16 protein-coding genes, 2 tRNA genes and 1 pseudogene are annotated in these 20,615 nt (G+C 63.3%); 5 read left to right on the forward strand and 14 right to left on the reverse strand.

Annotated features, from left to right (window positions below; genetic code table 11):
- Positions 1 to 93: 93 nt before the first annotated feature.
- The 6 genes from KJQ96_RS29925 to KJQ96_RS29950 all read right to left on the reverse strand — a co-directional run bounded on the left by KJQ96_RS29925 (position 94) and on the right by KJQ96_RS29950 (position 7,412).
- Complete coding sequence (locus KJQ96_RS29925; RefSeq protein WP_213289954.1) at positions 94 to 480, reverse strand: VOC family protein; 387 nt, start codon at positions 478 to 480, stop codon at positions 94 to 96.
- Positions 481 to 545: 65 nt separating this feature from the next.
- Positions 546 to 3,413, reverse strand: coding sequence for a valine--tRNA ligase (locus tag KJQ96_RS29930; RefSeq protein ID WP_213289955.1), 2,868 nt, complete (start codon positions 3,411 to 3,413; stop codon positions 546 to 548).
- 328 nt (positions 3,414 to 3,741) lie between these two features.
- The gene (locus KJQ96_RS29935) at positions 3,742 to 4,440 is read right to left on the reverse strand and encodes a PopZ family protein (protein ID WP_213289956.1); all 699 of its coding nucleotides are present in this window, start codon (positions 4,438 to 4,440) and stop codon (positions 3,742 to 3,744) included.
- A gap of 318 nt (positions 4,441 to 4,758) precedes the next feature.
- Complete coding sequence (locus KJQ96_RS29940) at positions 4,759 to 6,165, reverse strand: TolC family outer membrane protein (RefSeq protein WP_213290023.1); 1,407 nt, start codon at positions 6,163 to 6,165, stop codon at positions 4,759 to 4,761.
- A 262-nt stretch (positions 6,166 to 6,427) separates the two neighbouring features.
- The gene (locus KJQ96_RS29945) at positions 6,428 to 7,093 is read right to left on the reverse strand and encodes a protein-L-isoaspartate O-methyltransferase (protein WP_213289957.1); all 666 of its coding nucleotides are present in this window, start codon (positions 7,091 to 7,093) and stop codon (positions 6,428 to 6,430) included.
- A gap of 139 nt (positions 7,094 to 7,232) precedes the next feature.
- Entirely contained in the window at positions 7,233 to 7,412 is a 180-nt protein-coding gene (locus KJQ96_RS29950) for a hypothetical protein (protein WP_213289958.1), read from the reverse strand.
- Between the two features lie 270 nt (positions 7,413 to 7,682).
- Between KJQ96_RS29950 and KJQ96_RS29955 the strand changes: the two genes are divergently transcribed.
- The 3 genes and pseudogenes from KJQ96_RS29955 to KJQ96_RS42165 form a co-directional block, all read left to right on the forward strand.
- Positions 7,683 to 7,757: transfer RNA gene (locus KJQ96_RS29955), tRNA-Asn, on the forward strand.
- A gap of 281 nt (positions 7,758 to 8,038) precedes the next feature.
- Entirely contained in the window at positions 8,039 to 8,617 is a 579-nt protein-coding gene (locus KJQ96_RS29960; RefSeq protein WP_213289959.1) for a hypothetical protein, read from the forward strand.
- 104 nt (positions 8,618 to 8,721) lie between these two features.
- Positions 8,722 to 8,817, forward strand: a pseudogene (locus KJQ96_RS42165) (choice-of-anchor K domain-containing PEP-CTERM protein); the annotation flags it as partial.
- Between the two features lie 74 nt (positions 8,818 to 8,891).
- Here KJQ96_RS42165 and KJQ96_RS29965 read toward each other — a convergent pair.
- Together KJQ96_RS29965 and KJQ96_RS29970 are read right to left on the reverse strand one after the other, a co-directional pair.
- On the reverse strand, positions 8,892 to 9,377 hold the full coding sequence (locus tag KJQ96_RS29965) for a DUF1772 domain-containing protein (RefSeq protein ID WP_213289960.1): 486 nt from the start codon (positions 9,375 to 9,377) through the stop codon (positions 8,892 to 8,894).
- Between the two features lie 2 nt (positions 9,378 to 9,379).
- Positions 9,380 to 10,201, reverse strand: coding sequence for an NmrA family NAD(P)-binding protein (locus KJQ96_RS29970; RefSeq protein ID WP_213289961.1), 822 nt, complete (start codon positions 10,199 to 10,201; stop codon positions 9,380 to 9,382).
- 102 nt (positions 10,202 to 10,303) lie between these two features.
- Between KJQ96_RS29970 and KJQ96_RS29975 the strand changes: the two genes are divergently transcribed.
- The gene (locus KJQ96_RS29975; protein ID WP_213289962.1) at positions 10,304 to 10,957 is read left to right on the forward strand and encodes a TetR/AcrR family transcriptional regulator; all 654 of its coding nucleotides are present in this window, start codon (positions 10,304 to 10,306) and stop codon (positions 10,955 to 10,957) included.
- Between the two features lie 541 nt (positions 10,958 to 11,498).
- Positions 11,499 to 11,678 (forward strand): hypothetical protein, encoded by a 180-nt coding sequence (locus KJQ96_RS29980; RefSeq protein ID WP_213289963.1) that lies wholly within the window; start codon positions 11,499 to 11,501, stop codon positions 11,676 to 11,678.
- Between the two features lie 63 nt (positions 11,679 to 11,741).
- Here the strand turns inward: KJQ96_RS29980 and KJQ96_RS29985 are convergent.
- The 6 genes from KJQ96_RS29985 to KJQ96_RS30010 all read right to left on the reverse strand — a co-directional run bounded on the left by KJQ96_RS29985 (position 11,742) and on the right by KJQ96_RS30010 (position 20,613).
- Positions 11,742 to 11,815, reverse strand: a tRNA-Cys gene (locus KJQ96_RS29985).
- 106 nt (positions 11,816 to 11,921) lie between these two features.
- On the reverse strand, positions 11,922 to 12,602 hold the full coding sequence (locus KJQ96_RS29990; protein WP_213289964.1) for a hypothetical protein: 681 nt from the start codon (positions 12,600 to 12,602) through the stop codon (positions 11,922 to 11,924).
- A 315-nt stretch (positions 12,603 to 12,917) separates the two neighbouring features.
- Positions 12,918 to 13,394, reverse strand: coding sequence for a hypothetical protein (locus KJQ96_RS29995; protein ID WP_213289965.1), 477 nt, complete (start codon positions 13,392 to 13,394; stop codon positions 12,918 to 12,920).
- 196 nt (positions 13,395 to 13,590) lie between these two features.
- A complete protein-coding gene (locus KJQ96_RS30000) occupies positions 13,591 to 14,322 on the reverse strand; it encodes a tRNA-uridine aminocarboxypropyltransferase (RefSeq protein ID WP_213289966.1) in 732 nt (243 codons plus the stop codon).
- Between the two features lie 36 nt (positions 14,323 to 14,358).
- Positions 14,359 to 17,463: an efflux RND transporter permease subunit gene (locus KJQ96_RS30005; protein WP_213289967.1), complete on the reverse strand. Its 3,105-nt coding sequence runs from the start codon at positions 17,461 to 17,463 to the stop codon at positions 14,359 to 14,361.
- Complete coding sequence (locus tag KJQ96_RS30010) at positions 17,464 to 20,613, reverse strand: efflux RND transporter permease subunit (protein ID WP_213289968.1); 3,150 nt, start codon at positions 20,611 to 20,613, stop codon at positions 17,464 to 17,466.
- Between the last annotated feature and the right edge of the window lie 2 nt (positions 20,614 to 20,615).

Below are 20,615 nucleotides of genomic sequence, written 5' to 3' on the forward strand. Positions count from 1 at the left end.
CCCCCACCCGGCGCTTCGCGCCGACCTCCCCCGCAAGCGGGAGAGGTAAAGCGCGTCTGCGGCAAAACTCATCTAACCAAAAATCATCATGCTCTAGACCGCGCGGTGGCACACCGCCTCGACCTTGTTGCCGTCGGGATCGCGTAGGAAGGCGCCGTAGTAGGTGGCATGATAGTGGCGCAGGCCGGGTGGCCCGTCATCGGTGCCGCCGGCGGCGATGCCGGCGCGCCAGAACGCGTCCACCTCGCTTCGCGATTTTGCCTTGAAGCACCAGTGGCGGCTGGAGGCCTCGTCCGGCTTCGCGCCCCTGTAGATCGCGATGTACACGCGATCCGGATGCTCGGCGTCGGCCCGCTCGCCATAACCGAGCCAGCGGTCGCTGCGGCCGACCTTTACGACGCCTAGCGCCTGCATGATCGCGTCGTAGAAGCGCTCGGCGGCGGCGAGGTCGGAAACCGTGATGGAGACGTGGTCCAGCATCGATCAGGCCCTCGATGATGACGGAATTATCTCCACCGTCATTGCAATGACGTGCGGTTGGCGCGCTACGATGCCATCTTCAACCGTTCCAGCGCTTCCTGCAGCTTTGCCTTGCGCGCGACCGCCGCCTCGCGCTTTTCCTTTTCCTCTTCGACGATCTCCTCGGGCGCATTGGCCACGAATTTCTCGTTGCCGAGCTTGGCGTCGACGCGCTTGATGTCGGCGTCGGCCTTGACGATTTCCTTGTCGAGCCGGGCCTTTTCGGCCGACAGATCGATCACGCCCTTGAGCGGCAGAGCGACAACCTCGCCACGCACGAGCAACTGAACGGCGCCTTCCGGCGGGCGGTCGGCAAACGTGATCTCGGCCAGCCGCGCCAGCCGCTTGACGATGTCGTTCCAGCGCTGCGCGCGCTCCTTTGTCTCCTCGGACGCACCCGACAGCACCAACGGGATCAACGTAGCCGGCGCGATGTTCATTTCCGAACGTACCGAACGGATGGCGGTGACGAGATCGACCACCCAGCCGATTTCGGCCTCGGCGGCCGGATCGCTGAAATCGCCGGCATCGAGCGCGACCATGGCCGGCGCCATCACTGGATCGCCGGGCCCTGCCATCGCCATCGCGGCGATCTGCTCGGCGGTAACCGAACTGACCTTGCGCGGCCATTCCGCCAACACCAGCAGGCCGTCGCGCTTGGCCGTAACCGCCCAGAGCTCCTCGGTGATGAAGGGCATGAACGGATGCAGCAATTTGAGAATCTCATCGCGCGCCCAGGCGATCATGGCACGGGTCTCGGTTTTCGCCGCGCCCTCCTCGCCCATCAGCACCGGCTTTGCGAGTTCGAGATACCAGTCGCAATAGACGTTCCAGACGAAGCGATAGATCGCATTCGCCGCATCGTTGAAGCGATAGCCCTCGATCGCCTCGGTGACCTCCCGCGTGGCGCGCGAAGTCTCATGCGCGATCCAGCGGTTCAGCGTCTCCCTGGCATTCACAGGATCGAAGCCGTCCGGCTTCTCGCAACCGTTCATTTCGGCAAAGCGGCAGGCGTTCCAGAGCTTGGTCGCGAAATTGCGATTGGTTTCGACCAGTTGCGGCGAGAGCTTGATGTCGTGGTTAAGGGCCGCCCCGCGCGCCAGCGCAAAGCGCAGCGCGTCCGCGCCGAAATCGTCGATGACGCCGAGCGGATCGATGACGTTGCCTTTCGACTTCGACATCTTCGCGCCCTTCTCGTCGCGAACCAGGCGATGGATGTAGACCGTCGAGAACGGCGCGTCCTTCATGAAATGGATGCCCATCATCATCATCCGGGCGACCCAGAAGAAGATGATATCCCATCCCGTGACGAGTACATTGGTCGGGTAATAGCGCTTCACTTCCGGCGTTTCGTCGGGCCAGCCGAGCGTCGAGAACGGCCACAGCCCTGATGAAAACCAGGTGTCGAGCACGTCCTCGTCACGCGTGATGAAGCCCTCGCGCTTGGCGGGATCCTGCGCCATCTCGCGGCCCTGCTCCGGCGTGATGACTTCCTGCTCGACGTAGTAGCCGAGTGCTTTGCCGACGGCTTCGTCTTCGGTCTCGGCGACGAACACCTTGCCGTCAGGCCCGTACCAGGCCGGGATCTGGTGGCCCCACCAAAGCTGGCGCGAGATGCACCAGGGCTGGATGTTTTCCATCCATTCGAAATAGGTCTTTTCCCAGTTCTTCGGCACGAAGCTGGTCGCGCCCGAGCGCACGGCCGCGATCGCCGGCTGCGCCATTGTCTTGGCGTCGACATACCACTGGTCGGTCAGATAGGGCTCGATCACCACGCCGGAGCGGTCGCCATGCGGCACCATGTGCGTGTTCGGCTCGATCTTTTCCAGGAAGCCGAAATCTTCCAGCCGCGCCACGATCTTCTTGCGCGCGGCAAAGCGATTGACGTTGTGCAGCTCTTCCGCGAGCATCAGCGCGCCTTCCGGCAAGCTTCGCAGATAGTCCTCATTATCGACGAGGGCCATGCAGCCCTCGCGATCGAACACGTTGATCTGCGGCAGGCCGTGACGCTTGCCGACTTCGAAGTCGTTGAAGTCGTGCGCCGGCGTGATCTTGACCGCGCCTGAACCCTTTTCGGGATCGGCGTAGTCGTCGCCGATGATGGGGATGCGGCGGCCGACCAGCGGCAGGATCACATGCTGCCCGATCAGGTGCCCGATCCGCTCGTTCTCCGGATGAATCGCAACGGCGGTGTCGCCGAGCATCGTCTCGGGACGTGTCGTCGCCACGACGACAAAAGTCGAGGGATCGTCGGGACTGAATGTCTTGCCCTCGATCGGATAGCGCAGATACCAGAGACTTCCCTTGACCTCGACCTGCTGCACCTCGAGATCGGAGATCGCGGTGAGCAGTTTCGGGTCCCAGTTCACCAGCCGCTTGTCTTTGTAGATCAGGCCATCGCGGTAGAGCTCGACGAACACTTTCACGACCGCGCGCGACAGCCCCTCGTCCATCGTAAAACGTTCGCGCGACCAGTCGCAGGAGGCGCCGAGGCGCTTCAACTGATTGACGATGGTGTCGCCGCTCTCCGCCTTCCACTGCCAGACCCGCTCGAGGAATTTGGCGCGGCCGAGGTCGCGGCGACCCGGCTCCTGCCGTTCCATCAATTGCCGCTCGACCACCATCTGGGTCGCGATGCCGGCATGGTCGGTACCCGGCTGCCACAGCACGTCGCGGCCGCGCATGCGCTCGAAGCGGCAGAGAATGTCCTGCAACGTATTGTTCAGCGCGTGGCCCATGTGCAGCGAGCCCGTCACGTTGGGCGGCGGGATCACGATGGTGAACGGCGCGGCATCTTTCCGTTCCGGGCGGCCGGCCTTGAACGCGCCGCTTTCCTCCCAGATCCGTGACATACGGCTTTCGATATCGGCGGGCTGGTAGTTTTTTTCGATCATGGCACTGCAATTGGGGATGTCGGGGCGTTCTCGAGCAATCCGTCGCCGGTCCGCTTAGAGAATACGCATCAAAACAGCGTGGTAGCGCCCGGTTCTGATGTGATCGGCGCCGGGCCGGCCCCTAGAAAGCCGCCACAGCGCCTCAAGTCAACCTGACAACTTAAGTCCCGGGCAGCGAGAAGCCGCGATAACGCCGGTTTGACTGTCCGAATGGGATCGATCCGCTCGGAACTAGCGCCCGGTTCTGATTGAATCAGAACCGGGCGCTAGATTCTTGTTTTGACGCGTTTTCTTGACGCGAACCGGTTCCACTTCGCTGGAAAACGCTCTAGCGCCCGCGCGAAACCCGCTCGATTTCGGCCTTGACGATCCGCTCCACCAATCCCGGCAGATTGTCATCGAGCCAGGATTTCAGCATCGGCCGCAGCATTTCCTTGACCAGATCTTCCAGCGTCCGCGCGTTATTGCTCAGCACGGTATTGGCCAGCGAATTGAAGGCGGATTCGACCGCGGAGACGGTCGAGCGCGACAAGATCGGCTGCTGCGGTGCTTCGAACGGCGGCGGCTCGTGGGCTGGCTGCCGCCCCCTGTGGGACTCGCTGAACTCGATGTCGTCCTCCGGCTCGATCTTGTTGAAGGAGGCTTTCGGCGGCGCCGGATCCGGCAGCGCCATCTCGTCGGTGAGTTCGAACACGTCGGCTTCCGGCTGCGGCGCCGGCCTGATATCGGCCTCGGGCGTTGCCGCATCGAGGCTCGCCAGCATCGCGTCGATGTCGTCCTGGTTGTTGCTGGCGGCCGGTTCAGGAGCGGGCGCAGGCGGCGGCGGGGCCGGCGCGGGCTTCGGAGCAGCCGGCTTGGCGGCAATGGCCGACGGCGGGATGTCCTTCATCACCGGTTTCGGTGGCGGCGCCGCGGCGGCCTCCGGCTTGGCAGGGGCAGGCTTTGCCTCGTCGTCGGCAATGATGCGACGGATCGACGCCAGAATCTCCTCCATCGAGGGCTCTTGGACCTTTGCAGGCTGCGTCATCTCCGACTCCACATCGAAACCATTTTACACCAAAGCCAAGAGGGAATTGCCGGTTCCGGAAATGCAGGCCGGGATTTTCACCGCACAAGCCTGACTTGTCCCCAGATCAAGTCCGCCCGCGGCATCGCCGCGGGAGGTTTGCTCCCCTCAAAACACAACCCGACGCGCGTCCGCGAGATGCAAGGACGCGGGCCGCGAATCGCTCAGCTCGCCCCGGAAACGGTACGTCATGGCCACAAATGATTGCAAGCAAAGCGCCCGGCGCTTCAGGCGCCGGGCGACGATATTCGTCCTGTGTTGCGCGGAGTTGCGCCGGTATCAGCGGCCGTCGGGTGTACGAACGCCGGCCCAGCTATCGCGTACCTGATGATAGTGCACGCTCGGGTCATAAACCGTCGTGGGCAGGTTAAGCACCTGCGGCGACAGACGCCCGATCGTGTTCAGCACGGAGTATGACGCCACCACGCGGTCATGCTGCGCGGTGACGAGCGCGACGCGCGCATTCACCAGCGCCTGCTGGGCGTTCAGCACGTCGAGCGTGGTGCGCTGTCCGGCCTTGGCTTCCTCGCGCACGCCGTTCAGCGCGATTTCCGACGCCTGCACCTGCGCCTGGGCGGAGGCGACTTGCGCCTTGCCGGCGACGAGCTGCCCCCATGCCGTGACCACGTTGGCGCGGGTCTGGTCCCGGGTCTGATCGAGCACGAGACGCTGTTGCGCCGCCGTTTCCTTGGACTGCCGGATCAGCGAATATTCTCCGCCACCCTGATAGATCGGCACCGAGAGCTGCGTGGTCACGGATGCGCCGAACGAGCGGTACTGGATCAGGCTCTGCTCCCAGGACTGCTGCACCGCGGCCTGCAGTGTGACCGTCGGCAACAGCGCGCCTTCGGCTACCTTGACCTGGAGGTAGCTGACGTCGATGCCGAACATCGCCGCGGTGACGTTCGGATTTTGCGTCAGTCCGAGTTCGACGGCCGCCGGCAGCGTCGACGGCAGGAAGCGGTCGACCGGCGAGCCCGGCGCAAGCGCTTGCGGCTCGTTGCCGATGATGCGGCGGAAGTTCGAGCGCGTCGTCGTCAGATTGGCTTCCGCGGTCAGGAGCTGGGTCTTGCCGGCGGCAAGCTGCGCTTCCGACTGCGCCACGTCGGTGCGCGTGACTTCGCCGACATTGAAGCGGTCGCGCGTCTGTTTCAGAGTCTGCTCGAGCACGCGAACGTTGCTCTTCTGCACCTCGACGATCGCCGAATCGCGCAGATAGTCCATGTAGATCGTAGCGGCACTGAGCAACACGGTCTGCTCGAGTGCCCGCAGCGCTTCGCGCGCGCCGGAAACCTGGCTTTCTGCCGCTCTGGTCCTGTTCGCGGTCTGCTGGCCGTTGAATAGCGTCTGCGTGACGGTCCCGCCGATGCTGCGCGGCGGATTTGCGCCGACAATAGGGGTTCTCACGAGCCTGGTTTCGTCACCGCCCTGAGTGCTGAGCGTATCCGTATATTGGTAGCCCGCGCTTGCGGTGACCGAAACCCTGGGACGATAGCCCGACAGCGCCTGCGGCACGTTCTCGTCGGTGACGCGCACCTGCGCGCGCTGCGCGTTGAGCTGCGGATTGTTCTGATAGGCGCGCACCAGCGCAGCCTCGATTGTGTCGGCTAAGACGGGCGTCGGGCCCATGCACACTAATAGAAGGGCCGAAGCCGCGGCCCCGGCAAATGCCTTCACCCCACGCATCCCAAGCAATCCAATCATTTTTGAACGCCCGGCCCATGACCATGATCACACACGATCATTAACCGAACGTCGCTTCACTTGAAGTGAGTCCCGGCTCACCTTATTCCGCAGGTAGCCTGGACGGAACACCCCCGCAAGCAAACCCCGTCGAAACTCTTCACGTGGGGCAATCGGGCCACACTTCTGATTTCGAAGGGGATTTAGCTGGCCGCGGCGGGCAATTATTGGGCGTGGAAAGGGCTGAAAGGCTAGAAAACGAAGGCTAGAAAACGAACGCCGGAACAAGTTCCATGCCGGGCAGTACCGGGGCGACGGCATCGAACAGCGTCCGGTGACCGAAATCGCCGTGCGAACAGGTCACCATGGTGGCCCGCGCGGGCTGCGACTTCGCAAAAACGCCCACCAATCGGCCACCATTCTGCAATTGCCCGTAGAGCCGCTCCGGCACGATCTCAGTTGCGCCGTTCAGCACGATGACATCCCAGGGCGCGTTTGCCGGGTCTCCCTCGGTCGGCGCCGCGGTCCGAACCGTCACGTTTCCACAGCCATTGGCGGCCAGAATCGCCTGTGCCCTCGCCGCCAGCGCCGAATCGCTCTCCGTCGCGGTCACATGGGTAGCGAATCGGGCGATCACGGCGGCGGCGTAGCCGGTGGCGCAACCGACCACGAGGACGCGATCGGTCGCCCTGATCTCGGCGGCCTGCAGCATCTTGGCCAGCACTGCCGGCTTGATCAGGAAGCGCTTGGCCGAGCCCCCTTCGCTGACGTCGAGATCGAGATCCAGGTAGGCCAGCGCCTGCTTGTTTTCGGGAACGAACGCCTCACGCGGCACCACCAGCATGGCATCAAGAATTCGGATATCGGTCACGTCACTCGGACGCACCTGACCATCGACCATTTTCTGGCGCGCGGTCGCAAAACCGGACATAGGCGAAGACCCTGAAAGCATGCGGCGTTGCCGCCGCGGGAGCTGAAACCGGGCCATCTTTGGTACAAGCTCCGGCAAAACGCAACATGCAGGCGGCTGTTGCGAGCCACCGCCGATGCGGAAAAGCCGCTGCTGTCGCCTACTCTATCGGGACGGCTAATCGGGCGATCAGCCGCGCCACCTCATCCAGATGCCCGTCATCATGTTCTTCAACGGCTTGCGCGAGCCGAACCAGACATTCGTCGTCGCTCATGGCGGGAATGTCGCTCGGAACGATTGGAGGTGCCGCACGTGTCAGTTCGGTCACATTGGCTGGCATCGATCAGCTCCCGTGAAATCCGGCACCACGGAGGGTCCGGGCCGATTGAGTCGAATTGGTGGCCCGGTCTAGGGCCCGTATACAGACGCAATTGCCCTGCGCCCGGTTCCGTCCGCCGTCTGCCCGGAGGACGAAAGCGGAGACAAACCGTTGTAGTGCGGCGACTTTCCGGTCCTGCTTCACGCAAATGCGCAGCCTGTGATTTGGTCCTTTGCAAGCCCGAAAGGCTTTGTTATACGCTGCCCGCTCGCGAACCTTTGTTTCGCCTATTCCTCGGTAGCTCAGCGGTAGAGCATTCGACTGTTAATCGAATGGTCGCTGGTTCGAATCCAGCCCGGGGAGCCAGCGGCTTATTTTTCCGTATCCGCCTCCATCCCAAATACCCGACGGCCAGGCGCAGGCGGCGTTTGCGGCCTGCCGTCTCGGTCACGCAGCGGAACCATGATCCAGATCAAGATGGGCGCTCGACAGCCGCCCAAGGAATTCGCACAGTAAGTTGCTCAACCCGTTTTCTTCTGGGCTGGACGCTTCGCGGCTGGGGCGCGCCGCGCTGGTGTGTGCGGTCGGCGACCGCGATCCCCAGCCCCGCCGCCGCTTGCTGTTCGGTGATCTGGAGCATGTCACCAATGAAACGCTGTCGCGCTGCTTTCGCAATCGCCGCCAGCCTGTTCGCACCAGTTGCGCAGGCCAACGATGCCTTGGAAGCCAAGGTGCGGGCCTACGTTCCGGTCGTCTCCCTCGCCAAAGTATGTGACATCAGGATCAATGACGCCACGTTGGATGACCACCGCGCCATGCATGAAGCGGTGAAATCCGACCCGAACGCCAACAAACTTGCCTACCGCCTCCATTATGAAACGCAGACGGCCTACATCAAAGCCCGCGACGGAGGTCAACGGGCCACCTTCTGCAAGGACTTCATCGCAGCCAACAGCCAATACGCCAAGGCGCGCTTCACCGCCGTGGTCGAGGACCACATGAGCGACGTCAGCACTAGTGTGCAGAAAGCGATTGCCCACAACGTCTGCGGTGCGCCCCCCGTCAAGCTGTCCAAGGCCGACTGGAAACCGTACGCGCAAATCAAAAAGATACTTCAGATCGAGCAGAAGTTGGCCAAGGAAAAGGCCGAGACGAACGGCTGGAACGTCGCCGAGGAAACCACGGCGGTCACGGAACAGTTCTGCGCGGCGGTAAAAATCCGATGAGCATCACCGCCGCCAAAGTCCGAGCCCCGCTGATGCGTCTTTGCGCGGCCCCGGTGGTCCCGGGGCCGTGCAATCCAGTGCCTGCTGCCGATGTCCCCGCGCTCCCGTCAACCTGGGCAATGATGATCCTCGGCTTCGACCGCGTCGGGTGCATGGCCTATCGCGGCAGGCGGAGCGGAAGCGCGCTCACTGCTGCCTGATCTCACGCACTGAAACAACGCAAAAGCCGCCCCTGATCCGGGCGGCTTTTGTGTTCATCGACATCCGTGTCGCTCTACCTTGCCGCAATCGCGGCAATGAACAGCGCACAAGCCGCTGTCGATGCGACCGTCCGCACGTGGTTCCAGCGTGTCCAGTCCGTCAGGTAGCGCGCCCACAGCGAGGCGGCCTCCTGGCTTCCAGGATCAGCCGCGGCAAGCGCGTTATTCAGCGGCACGTTGAAGACCATCGTCACGACGAACATGCCGAGCACATAGATCACGCCGCCGGTCAGCATCGCCATCGCGCCGGGCTCGCTCCAACGCAACAGCGCGGTTACCACCAGCGCCGCACTCGCCGCCGTCGTTCCCAGGAAGATCGGTATGAACAGCGACTGCACGATCGTGACGTTGATCGCATTCATCGCCGCGATGCCGGAGGCCTGTCCGATCCGGCCGAGCGCCGTCATGATGAAGGTCGAAAACGCGAAATAAAGGCCGGCGAGCAGACCGCAACCGATGGCGCAAAACCACAGCAGGCCCGTGATCAACATCTGCAGCATGATCATGCCCTCCAGACACCGGTCGCGGCGGTTCGGCGGGTATACTCGGAAAAGTCCCGCGCCGGCCGCCCGAGCGCCTGCTCGACGCCGTGTGCGACAGCCGAATTGCGCCCATCCAGCACGACGGTGAACAGCTCCAACATCAGTTCGATGACGTCCTCCGGCATATGGGGCCGCATGCCGGCCGCAAAATCTTCCGCCGCGATCTGCCGGTATCGGACCGGGCGGCCAGCGGCACCGGCGATCTCGGCGACCGCTTGCGCGAACGTCAGCGCGCGCGGTCCCGTCACCTCGTAGGCCTTGCCGACATGGCGCCGATCCGTCAGCGCCGCGACCGCGACTTCGGCGATGTCGTCGGCATCGACAAACGGTTCAGGCACGGGGCCGGCCGGCAACGCGATTTCGCCGGCGAGCACGCCTTCAAGCAGATGACCCTCGGAAAAATTCTGATCGAACCAGCTTGCGCGCACGATGGTCCAGGGAACGCCGGATTGCTGCAGCGCCGCCTCCGCCCGCTGCGCGCCCGGCTCGCCGCGCCCCGACAGCAATACGACGCGCTCGAGCCCATTTTCGCGCGCCAGCCGGCCCACTTCCGCGATCGCATCAGCGGCACCTTCGACCGCAAGGTCCGGCTGATAGGTGACATAGGCCATCGATACGCCGGCAAACGCGGCCGGCCACGTCTCGGGCCGGGTCCAGTCGAACGGGACAGGTGTCGAACGCGACACCGGCCGTGTCGGGATGCCGCGCGCCTTCAGCAGTGCATCGACGCGCGCGCCGGTCTTGCCCGCGCCGCCGACGATCAGGATCGGGAGTTCTGACATGGATCACTCCTTTTGGAACTTAATACGAGAATATCTCGTATTTGCCAAACCCGATAAACTCTCGTATTCGTAACGTCAAGTCGCTTTTATGTGAGAGGACCGATGGCGAGGCGAAAAGCCGGACAGAAGGTGGTCGCAACGGCTGCGCCTGTGTTGGTGCGGCTGGTCCCGACCCAGCAGCGCAGCCGCAAGCGGTTCGAGAAAATCCTGCAATGCGCCGCAGAGCTGATGGCCGAGAAAGGCAGCGAAGCCTTCCGCATGAGCGACGTCGTCGAACGCAGCGGCGTGCCGTTCGGCTCGCTCTATCAATACTTTCCGGACAAGACGGCGATCATCGGCACGCTCGCGGAACGCTACAACGCGTACGGCCGCGATTGCGTGCTGCGCGATCTCGCCGTGGTCCAGACTACCCGCGATCTGTACCCGGCCCTGTGCCGCATTACCGACAGCTACTATCGGATGTTCATGGAAGTGCCGGTCATGCGCGACATCTGGCAGGCGACGCAGGCCGACCGGGCGCTGCAAAAGCTTGACGAGGAGGACGGCATCTATCTCGCCGGGCTGCTTGGCGACACCCTGCGGCGGATCGCACCCAATGTATCAGCGACTGCGCTGGCCTCGTTTTCCCAACTGATGATGACGCTGATCGCGGCGACCGTCCGCCATGCCATCACGCAGGACACAAAGGAGGCCGCCTGCATCCTCACTTTGTTCAAGCGGATGCTGCCGAAGAATCTAGCGGCGCTGGAGATGTGAGAACGTCGGCGGATGCCGTACCGCCCTGCCCTTACCGCTCGAACACCGCAGCGCAAGCCGGGCTCAGGCTCGCCTTCTGCCGGCGCAGGCATGCGGCGATCTCACGCGCGTTCGGGATCTCGCCGGCACAGAACCGGTAGAGTCGCGCGTGCAGGCCCTGCGCTGTTCAGGCGTGCCTTGCTGGGCATTGGCCGAACCAGTGGCCATCAGCGTAAGCAGGAAGCCGAGCGTCGAAGCCCGACGGGAACGACAGAGAAGAGCCGCACCTCGCGCAAACCTTGCCTTCATGACCCGCGTCTCCCTGGACCATGCCCGCTTTGACAAAAACAGGCGCCGTCCAGCCCAGTACGCGAACTGATTTTTGAAAAATGTGATTGTTCTCACACGCGCCGCTTGTGTGCGTGCCTAGTGTTCGCGCCGGAACTCAACACTTTAGTAACCAGCTTTGCCGCGGCCGGCCAATCGATAAAATTCGAACGGTCCGCTCAATCTGGGAACAAAATACATTTGAGATAATCGCCTCCGGAACCCGGAGAGCGCGATGAGCGAAGTTGAATACGATTTGCTGCTGGAAGCCGTGCAGACAGCAGTTGCGCCAGTCCCGGAGGATGATTTCGTGGTCCAGACCCAGGGCTTTTATCCGTCGCCGCGCGCCGCCAACGACAATGGAGCCTCTTGGCCGCTGGTTCCGTTCCCTGAGGGCTGGTATGCCGCCTGCTGATAGCGGCCGGTCTCCTGCGGCCTCTCATATAATCTAATCGGTCTAAGTCATTGATTATATGAATGGAGGCCACGACCAGAATTGAACTGGTGTACACGGTTTTGCAGACCGTTGCGTAACCACTCCGCCACGTGGCCCCATCGGGCGCACTCATATACGCCCCGCCTCGGATAGGCAACCAAGCAGCGCAATTCATGCCTGCGCTGGTTAGCAAACCGACACTGTTCGAAAAAGGCTGCCGCCTCAACCTCCGGACGGATCGCCTATCCGATTATTCCGCAGTCCCAGCTTGGCGGTCCTGGCGCGGATGCCCCCGACCGTCCGTTTCATTTCCAGCGCGATCGCCCTCGGGGGCTTGCCGCTGCCGATCAGCGAGCGCAGCAGCGCATCGTCTTCCGCCGTCCATTCGGCGCCGCTCAGTTGAAAGCGGTCTTCGCAGCCGGTTTCCTTGGCCGGTGCCGCAAACCGTTCCCAGCCCAGCGTCTCATGGAAAATGACGATAAAGGCGATCCAGAGAACGATAGCCCGCCCCTCGGACAGGGCGGCCGATTTGAGATGTTCCGCGCTGAACGTCGCCGGCCGCAAAGCGTCCAGCGCAAGCCAGATGTCTGAAGCGATCGAATTGACGAAATAGACGTACAGCGACACGAAGGGGCCGGCGGCCATGGCGCCGATGGCTGCGATCAGCCAAAGCGGCAGTTTTCCCTTGGCTCTTTTGCTCACCATTTGGGTGGCGAGGCCGGTCAGGCACCAGGGCACAATGGCGAGCGAGAGAACATAAAGCGTAGCCCCTGCGCCTCCCATGATGGCCGCATGCGGTCCGAGAACGACCGAAAGCATTGCCAGCACAATCGGAACGCCGCAGAAGAAAACGAGATCGATCAAGGCCTGTTTGGACAGGCGCCAATGCGCCACCAGTTCCATCGCGTTGCTCCGCTTGCATCCGACGCGCCAGTCATAGTGCGAGCGACGGAATGGAGCAACGTGTGTCCGCAACATCCAACCTGCCATCTGGCGCGGTCGGGCAACGTCAAACAAATAGATTGTGCGGACGCGGACGGCGTACCGCCGTCGCCGCGCCATCCAGACATCTTCGTTGGCTGGCCGCTATTCCGAATTGCGGCCGGGCTCACGCGCCTCTGTTTGGCGTGAATGCCCGGTTACGCGATTACAACAGCATGCTGATGGCCACGACGATGAACGGCGCGGCCACCAGCAAGACCGGCCACAGCCGGAACATCAGGCGACGAGACTACTACCTGCAATCTTCTTCTTGAGCGTCTCGCAGACGGTGCGGACTTCGGACGTCATCAGGGAACAATCCTCGATCTGCAGGAAGTAGCGCTTGCCTTCCTCGCGATAGTTAGCAGCCAATTCCTTGATCTCGGAAACCATGGCGTGAACGCCGGCCACCATCGCTTCACATCGTTTGGCGGCGTCGGTTAGTTCCGCACCGAGCGCTTCAATCTCCTTCACTGCCGCATCATATTCGCGGACCACAGCTTCGGCCGACAGTTTGCCGACCTGATTGACCCCTTCCTTGTGCTCGACATAGTCGGGCATCGGGCCTTTCGGCAGCGGGTGGTCATCGCTGTGGGGTAGTTCTCGGATAGCGGGCGCTCGCCGGGCATTGTAGATGAGAGTACCGATTTCCCCTTCGATTTCATCAGCGTCAAGCAATGGAGATCGAGTGAGAATTTCTGTGGTCAAAGACATCGACTTTGCTCCAAATGGTTACGCGGAGAGCGGAGAATTTAGCATCGTCAATGGGAATGTCATCCTTGTCCACAGGTCGCTATGTACCCTTGCAGACATTGGAACCGCCGCGTTGGTATCATGGTCATGACGGTTTACGGGGCAACGCTGCACAATTTGAGATACAGCAATCTCGTCGACGCAGCTCTTGCTTGGGTTAGCCGCGCTTACGACGGCGGTAATCCCGCTTCTTCGGCTTCGGTGCAAGTTCCGGCATCTCCGCCTGCACTTCCAGATACCTTGCCAGCATGCGATCGAAGCTGGCGTTGAGTGCCTCCGCGATCTCGGGCCGCTTCTCGAGCCCGGCGAGCAGCAGGCCGGCGGCCTCGATGGTGGATAGGCCGTCGCGGCGCGGCTCCTTGCGGAGTTTGCCGTAACGCGAGGGGCGCTTCGGGCCCAGAATGACCCGCTGGCATTTCAGCATCCACGCGTTGCGCCACCACAGCGCCTTGGCCTGGCTCCATGTGCCGTCCAGCAGCACGATGCCTTCGATGTCGGACAGGATGGCGCGCTGGTGCGGCTCGACCTCGCCCTTGCGGTTGATCGCCACAATCTCGGCATCGGTGTCGAGATCGCTGACCTTGGCCGAGCCGAGATAGAGCACCGCCCAGCGGGAAGGATCGTCGACCTTCCGTCCCAGCGCCTTGGAGAGGCTCGGCCAGGACAGGCCGATTTTGACGACCGCGTCCTTGAAGTGCATCGCCGTCAGCCGCGCGGTTCCGAGCGCCCTGTCCTGCTCCTGCGGATGCTGCAGGATCAGGAGCGAGATCTTGCTCTCGATCGGCTTGACGCTGTCGCAGATGCAGAGCGGCAGCGGCTTGCCGCAATGCGGACAGTCCGGAACGGCCTCCATCGCGGTTCCGGCCTCGGAATTGGATTGGTCTGACATCCGCCCGCTATACGCTTTCCGCAGGCGGTAATCCAACTATTCGGCAGGCGCGGCGATCGCCGCCGGCCGCGATCGCCGCCGCAGCCGGTCGATCAGGAGGTAGATCACCGGCGTCGTGTACAGCGTCAGGATCTGCGACACGACCAATCCGCCGATGATGGTGATGCCGAGCGGCCGGCGCAGCTCGGTGCCGGGGCCGGTGGCGATGACCAGCGGAATGCCGGCGAACAGCGCCGCCAGCGTCGTCATCAGGATCGGCCGGAAGCGGGCGCGGCAGGCCTCGAAGATCGCGTCAGCCGACGACAGGCCGCGGTGGCGCTCGGCATCGAGCGCGAAATCCACCATCATGATGCCGTTCTTCTTGACGATGCCGATCAACAGGATGATGCCAACAAAGGCGATCACGGTCAGCGGCGTATTGGTCACCTGCAGCGCCAGCAGCGCGCCGAGGCCTGCGGACGGCAGGGTCGAGATGATCGTGATCGGATGGGCCAGGCTCTCATAGAGCACGCCAAGCACGATATACATCGCCACCAATGCGCCGAGGATCAGAAGCGGCTGCCGCCCGCTGGTCCTGTCAAAGTCGCCGGCACTGCCGTCGAAGCTGCCGCGGATGCCCTCCGGCATGTGCAGTTCCTCGACCGCGCGCTGGATATTGGAGGTCGCGACCTCCAGCGGCACATCGGGCAGCAGGTTGAACGAAACCGTCGTCGAAGGAAACGATTGCGAGTGGTACACCGCAAGCGGCGACAGGCCGCGCTGGTAGCGCACCACGGCCGATAGCGGCACCTGGGCATCGTTGGCACCTGCCACATAAATCCGCTCCAGATTGGAAGGATCGCTCTGGAATTTCGGGTCGATTTCCAGCACCACCATGTACTGGTTGCGCTGGGTATAGATGATCGAAATCTGGCGCTGGGCGAAGGCGTTGTTCAGGGCGTTGTCGATGTCCTGGATGCTAACGCCGAGGCTCGAGGCGGTCTTGCGGTCGATCACCAGCGACAATTGCAGCCCGCCGGGGTCGCGGTCGCTGGAAATGTCGGTGATGCCCTCTACCGTCTCCATGCGCTTGGCGACCAGCGGCGCCCATTTCTGCAGGAGCTCGAGATTCGCGCTCGACAGCGTGTACTGGTAATCGGAATCGCTTTGCCGGCCACCGGTGCGGAGGTCCTGCGCCGCGAACATGAACAGGCGGATCCCAGCGACCCGATAGAGATTTTTGCGCAGGCGATCGATTACCTGCGCCGTCGACATGTCGGCCCGCTCCTCCGGCGGCTTCAGGCTGATGAACATGGTGCCGCGGTTGGAGCCGCCGCCGCCCGGACCGGCGGGCCCGCCGAGCGAAGAGCCAATGGCGGCGACTGCCGGATCGGCCATCACGATGTCGGCCAGTTGTTGCTGCAGCCCGAGCATTGCCTGGAACGAGGTATCGGGAGATGCGCGTGTCGCGCCAATGACAAGACCGCTGTCGTCGGTCGGGAAGTAGCCTTTCGGCGTCTTGATGTAGAGCACCACCGTCAGCGCAATGGTGGCAAAGAACACGAGCAGGGTCAGGAACGGGAAGCCGAGCACCGCCCGCAGCGTCCAGGTGTAGAAGGAAACGATGCGCGACAGCGTGCCCTCGACCAGCCGGTCGAACCAGGTCGCGCGATCGGAGGTCGCTTCCTTGATATAATGCGCGCAGATCATCGGCGTGATCGTGAGCGACACAACGGTCGACACCACGATGGCAAAGGTCAGCGTCAGCGAGAATTCGCGCAGCAGCCGGCCGACGATCCCGTCCATGAAAATCAGCGGCGTGAAGGCCGCGATCAGCGACAGGCTGATCGACAGCACGGTAAAGCCGATCTGCTTGGCGCCTTCGACCGCCGCCGGATACGGCGCCATGCCGTGTTCGAGGTTGCGGTACATGTTCTCGATCATGACGATGGCGTCGTCGACCACGAAGCCCACCGAGATCGCCAACGCCATCAGCGACAGATTGTCGATCGAGAATCCGGCGAGCCACATCCCGGCGCAGGTTCCGGCCAGGGCCAGCGGCACCGAAACGCCGGCCGCAATGGTCGGCGTCAACCGCCGCAGGAACGCGAACACCACCACCATGACGAGAAATGCCGTCGCCAGCAGCGTGTACTGCATGTCGAGCACGCTGGCGCGGATGGTGCCGGTGCGGTCGACGAGGGTCGAAATCTCCACGCCGCCGGGCAGCCACTGCTTCAGTTCCGGCAGCAGCGCCCTCACCCGATCGACAGTATCGATCACGTTGGCATCGCCCTGCTTGGTGATCTGGATCAGGACCGCCGGCTGCTTGTTGAACCAGGCGATCGAGCGGCTGTTGCGCACGGAATCCTCGACCTCGGCGACATCGGCGAGGCGGACGAAATTGCCGGCGGAGCTCTTGATGATGATGTCGCGGAATTCGGCCGCGGTGCGCATCTGCTTGTTGGTCGAGATCGTCTCGCTCTGGCGGCCGCCGTTGAAGATCCCGACCGGCCCGAGCGGATTGGCATTGATGATCGCGAGCCGCACGTCGTCGGTCGCGATCCCAGCATTCGACAGCGCAACCGGGTTGAGCGCAATCCGAACCGCCGGCTGGTCGGCGCCGGTGACGTTGACTTCGCCAACGCCCGGAACCTGCGAGATGCGCTGCGCAATCACGGTATCGGCGACGTCGTACATCGCACTCGTCGTCAGCGTCTTCGACGTCAGTGCCAGCACGAACACCGGGGCGGCCGCGGGATTGGCTTTGCGAAAGCGTGGCAACGACGGCAGGTCCGTCGGCAGATCCGCTAGTGACGCATTGATCGCGGCTTGCACGTCGCGCGCGGCGCGATCGATGTTGCGGCCGATCGAGAATTGCAATTGGATGCTGGTGGTGCCGAGCGAACTGGTTGAGGTGATCCGGTCAAGGCCCGCGATCTGGCCGAGCCGGCGTTCCAGCGGCGCGGCAACCGTCGCGGCCATCACGGAAGGATCGGCGCCGGGACGCGTGGCGGACACCCGGATCATCGGGAAATCGACATTGGGCACCGAGGAGACCGGCAGAAAAACATAGGCGACCATGCCGACCAGGAAGAGCCCGATCGCCAGCAGCGTGGTGCCCACCGGCCGCCGTATGAAGGGCTCCGAGATCGATGCCATCTACTGCATCCCCTCAGTGGCGCCGGCGACCGGCGGCCCGGTGGGCCCGGGGTCCGGCACCGCCTTCTGAATTTTCCGGTTGAGCCGGTCGAGTGCTAGGTAAATCACCGGTGTCGTATAGAGCGTCAGCAACTGGCTCAGCAGCAAGCCGCCGATGATGGAAATGCCGAGCGGAAAGCGCAATTCTGCGCCGGTGCCGCTTTCGATCGCCAGCGGCAGCGCGCCGAACAGCGCCGCCAGCGTCGTCATCATAATGGGGCGGAAGCGCAACAGGCAGGCCTGTACGATCGCCTCGGAAGGCGACATGCCCTGATGCCGTTCGGCTTCAAGCGCGAAGTCGATCATCATGATCGCGTTCTTCTTGACGATGCCCATCAACAGGATGATGCCAATTAGGCCGATCACCGACAGATCCTGCCCGAACAGCATCAGCGCCAGAATGGCGCCGACGCCGGCGGACGGCAGCGTCGAGAGAATGGTGATCGGGTGAATGTAGCTCTCATAGAGCACGCCAAGCACGATATAGATGGTAACGATCGCCGCCAGAATGAGCCATGGCTGGCCGGCGAGCGACTTGGAGAATTCGGCCGCGTCACCCGCATAGACACCGACGATGCTGCCGGGCATGCCGATTCTGGTCTCGATCTGCTTGGCCGCCTCGACGGCATCGCCCAACGCCTCGCCGGGGGCGAGGTTGAAACTGAGCGAGACCGCCGGAAACTGCGCCAGATGCGAGATCGCCAGCGGCGCGGTGGTGCGGGTCAGCGTCGCCACCGCCGACAGCGGCACCTGGGCGCCGGGCGCGCCGGCGGTCGTGCTCGCAGCTCCCGGGAGATAGAGTTTCGATAGGATCGACGGGTCGCGCTGGTACATCGGCATCGCCTCCAGCACCACGCGATACTGGTTGGCTTGGCCGTAGATCGTCGAAATCTGCCGCTGCGCAAAGGCATCGTTGAGGGTGTCGTTGACCGCCTGCAGGCTGACGCCGAGCTGGCCGGCGCGTTGACGATCGATGTTGAGCGCGGCGCGCAAGCCGCCCTCCTGCGCTTCCGACGAGACATCGCGGAACAGCGGATCCCGGCGCATCTCGGCAATGAGCTTCTGCGACCACAGCGAGACCTGCGCCGCATCGGTGCCGGTCAGCGTGTACTGGTACTGCGAGCGGCTCGACTGGGTCGAGATCTGCACGTCCTGCACAGGCTGGAAATAGATGGTCATGCCGGGAATTTTCGCTGTGCGCTGTTTGAGCCGGTCGACCACCACGGAAATATCATCGTGCCGCTCGCCACGCGGCCTAAGCGTCATCACCAGACGCCCGACATTGGTGGTCGGATTGACCGATCCGGCCCCGATCACGGAGACGACGCCGATCACGTCCGGATCGGCCTGGATCGCGGCCGCCGCCGTCGCCTGGCGGCTTTGCATCTCGGCAAAGGAAACGTCGGGACCGGCCTCGGTCACTGCGACGATCGAGGCGGTATCCTGCAGCGGCAGAAAGCCCTTCGGCGCAATCACGTACATGAAGAGCGTCGCGGCGATGGTGGCGAACGTCACCACAAGGGTCGCGCGCTGGCGCTGCAGCACCCACAGCAGCGTGCGATGGTAGAAAGCGACCATGCGGTCGATGAAGCGGCTGACGGCGGCAAGCCCCGGGACCGTCATCTCTTCCCCGACATGCTTCAATAGTCGCGAACACATCATCGGCGTCAGCGTCAGCGACACGATCGCCGACGTCACGACCGCAATCGTCAGCGTCAGCGCAAATTCGCGGAACATGCGCCCGACCAACCCGGACATGAACAAGAGCGGGATGAAGACCGCGATGAGCGACACCGTCAGCGAGATCACGGTAAAGCCGATTTCGCTGGCACCCTTCAGTGACGCCTCCATCACCGACTCGCCGTTCTCCATGTGGCGGACGATGTTCTCGATCATCACGATGGCGTCGTCGACCACGAATCCGGTGCCGATCGTCAGGGCCATCAGCGACAGATTGTCGAGGCTCAATCCGGAAAAATACATGATGCCGAAGCTTGTGATCAGCGACAGCGGCAGCGCCACCCCCGCGATCAGGGTCGCGCGCAGCGAGCGCAGGAACAGCAACACCACCAACGTGACCAGCACCACGGAAAGGACCAGCGTGAACTGGACGTCCCGCACCGAGGCGCGGATGGTGACGGTGCGGTCGGAGACGATGTTCAGATTGACGCCGGCCGGGATCGCGCGCTGCACCTTGGGTATTTCGTCGCGGATCTGCCTGACGACCTCGATGACGTTGGCGCCGGGTTGGCGCTGGATGTCGATGATCACAGCCGGCGTGCCCTGATACCAGCCGCCGGTGCGATCGTTCTCCAGCCCGTCGACGATGGTGGCGACGTCGCCGATCGTGACAGGTGAGCCATTGCGATAGGCGATGATGATGGGCTTGTAGGCCTCCGCTACCGCGATCTGGTCGTTGGCGGCAATGGTGTAGGCCTGCTGCGCACCGTCGAGCGATCCCTTCGGCCCTGAGACGTTGGCGCCCGCGATGGCGCTACGCAAATCTTCCATCGAGATGCCGTAGGCAGCGAGCCGCGCCAGATCGGCTTGCACCCGCACCGCAGGCTTGAGCCCGCCGAGGATCGCAACGCGCCCGACGCCGGAAATCTGGCTGAGCCGCTGTCCCAGGATCGTATCGGCGATATCGCTCATGGCGCGCAGCGAAATCGTCTCCGACGTCAGCGCCAGTGTCAGGACCGGCGCATCCGCCGGGTTTACCTTGGCGTAGGTCGGCGGATACGGCAGATTCCTTGGCAGGACACCTGCCGCTGCGTTGATGGCCGCCTGCACGTCCTGGGTGGCGCCGTCGATGTCGCGGTTAAGGTCGAACTGCAGCGAAATCTGGCTGACGCCGAACGAACTGGTCGACTGCATCGAGGACAGCGAGGGAATCTGCCCAAGCTGACGCTCCAGCGGCGCCGTGATGAGCGAGGCGACCACGTCGGGGCTGGCACCCGGCAGTTGCGTCGTCACCTGCACGGTCGGGAAATCGACCTGCGGCAGCGCCGATACCGGTAGCGCCCAGTAGCCGAGCGCGCCGCCGATCATCAGCGCGATCCCGAGTAGCGAGGTCGCGATCGGCCGGCGGATGAACGGTTCGGAGACGCTCATGG

Origin of the sequence: Bradyrhizobium sp. sGM-13, from assembly GCF_018398875.1 — a bacterium.
Lineage (GTDB): Bacteria > Pseudomonadota > Alphaproteobacteria > Rhizobiales > Xanthobacteraceae > Bradyrhizobium.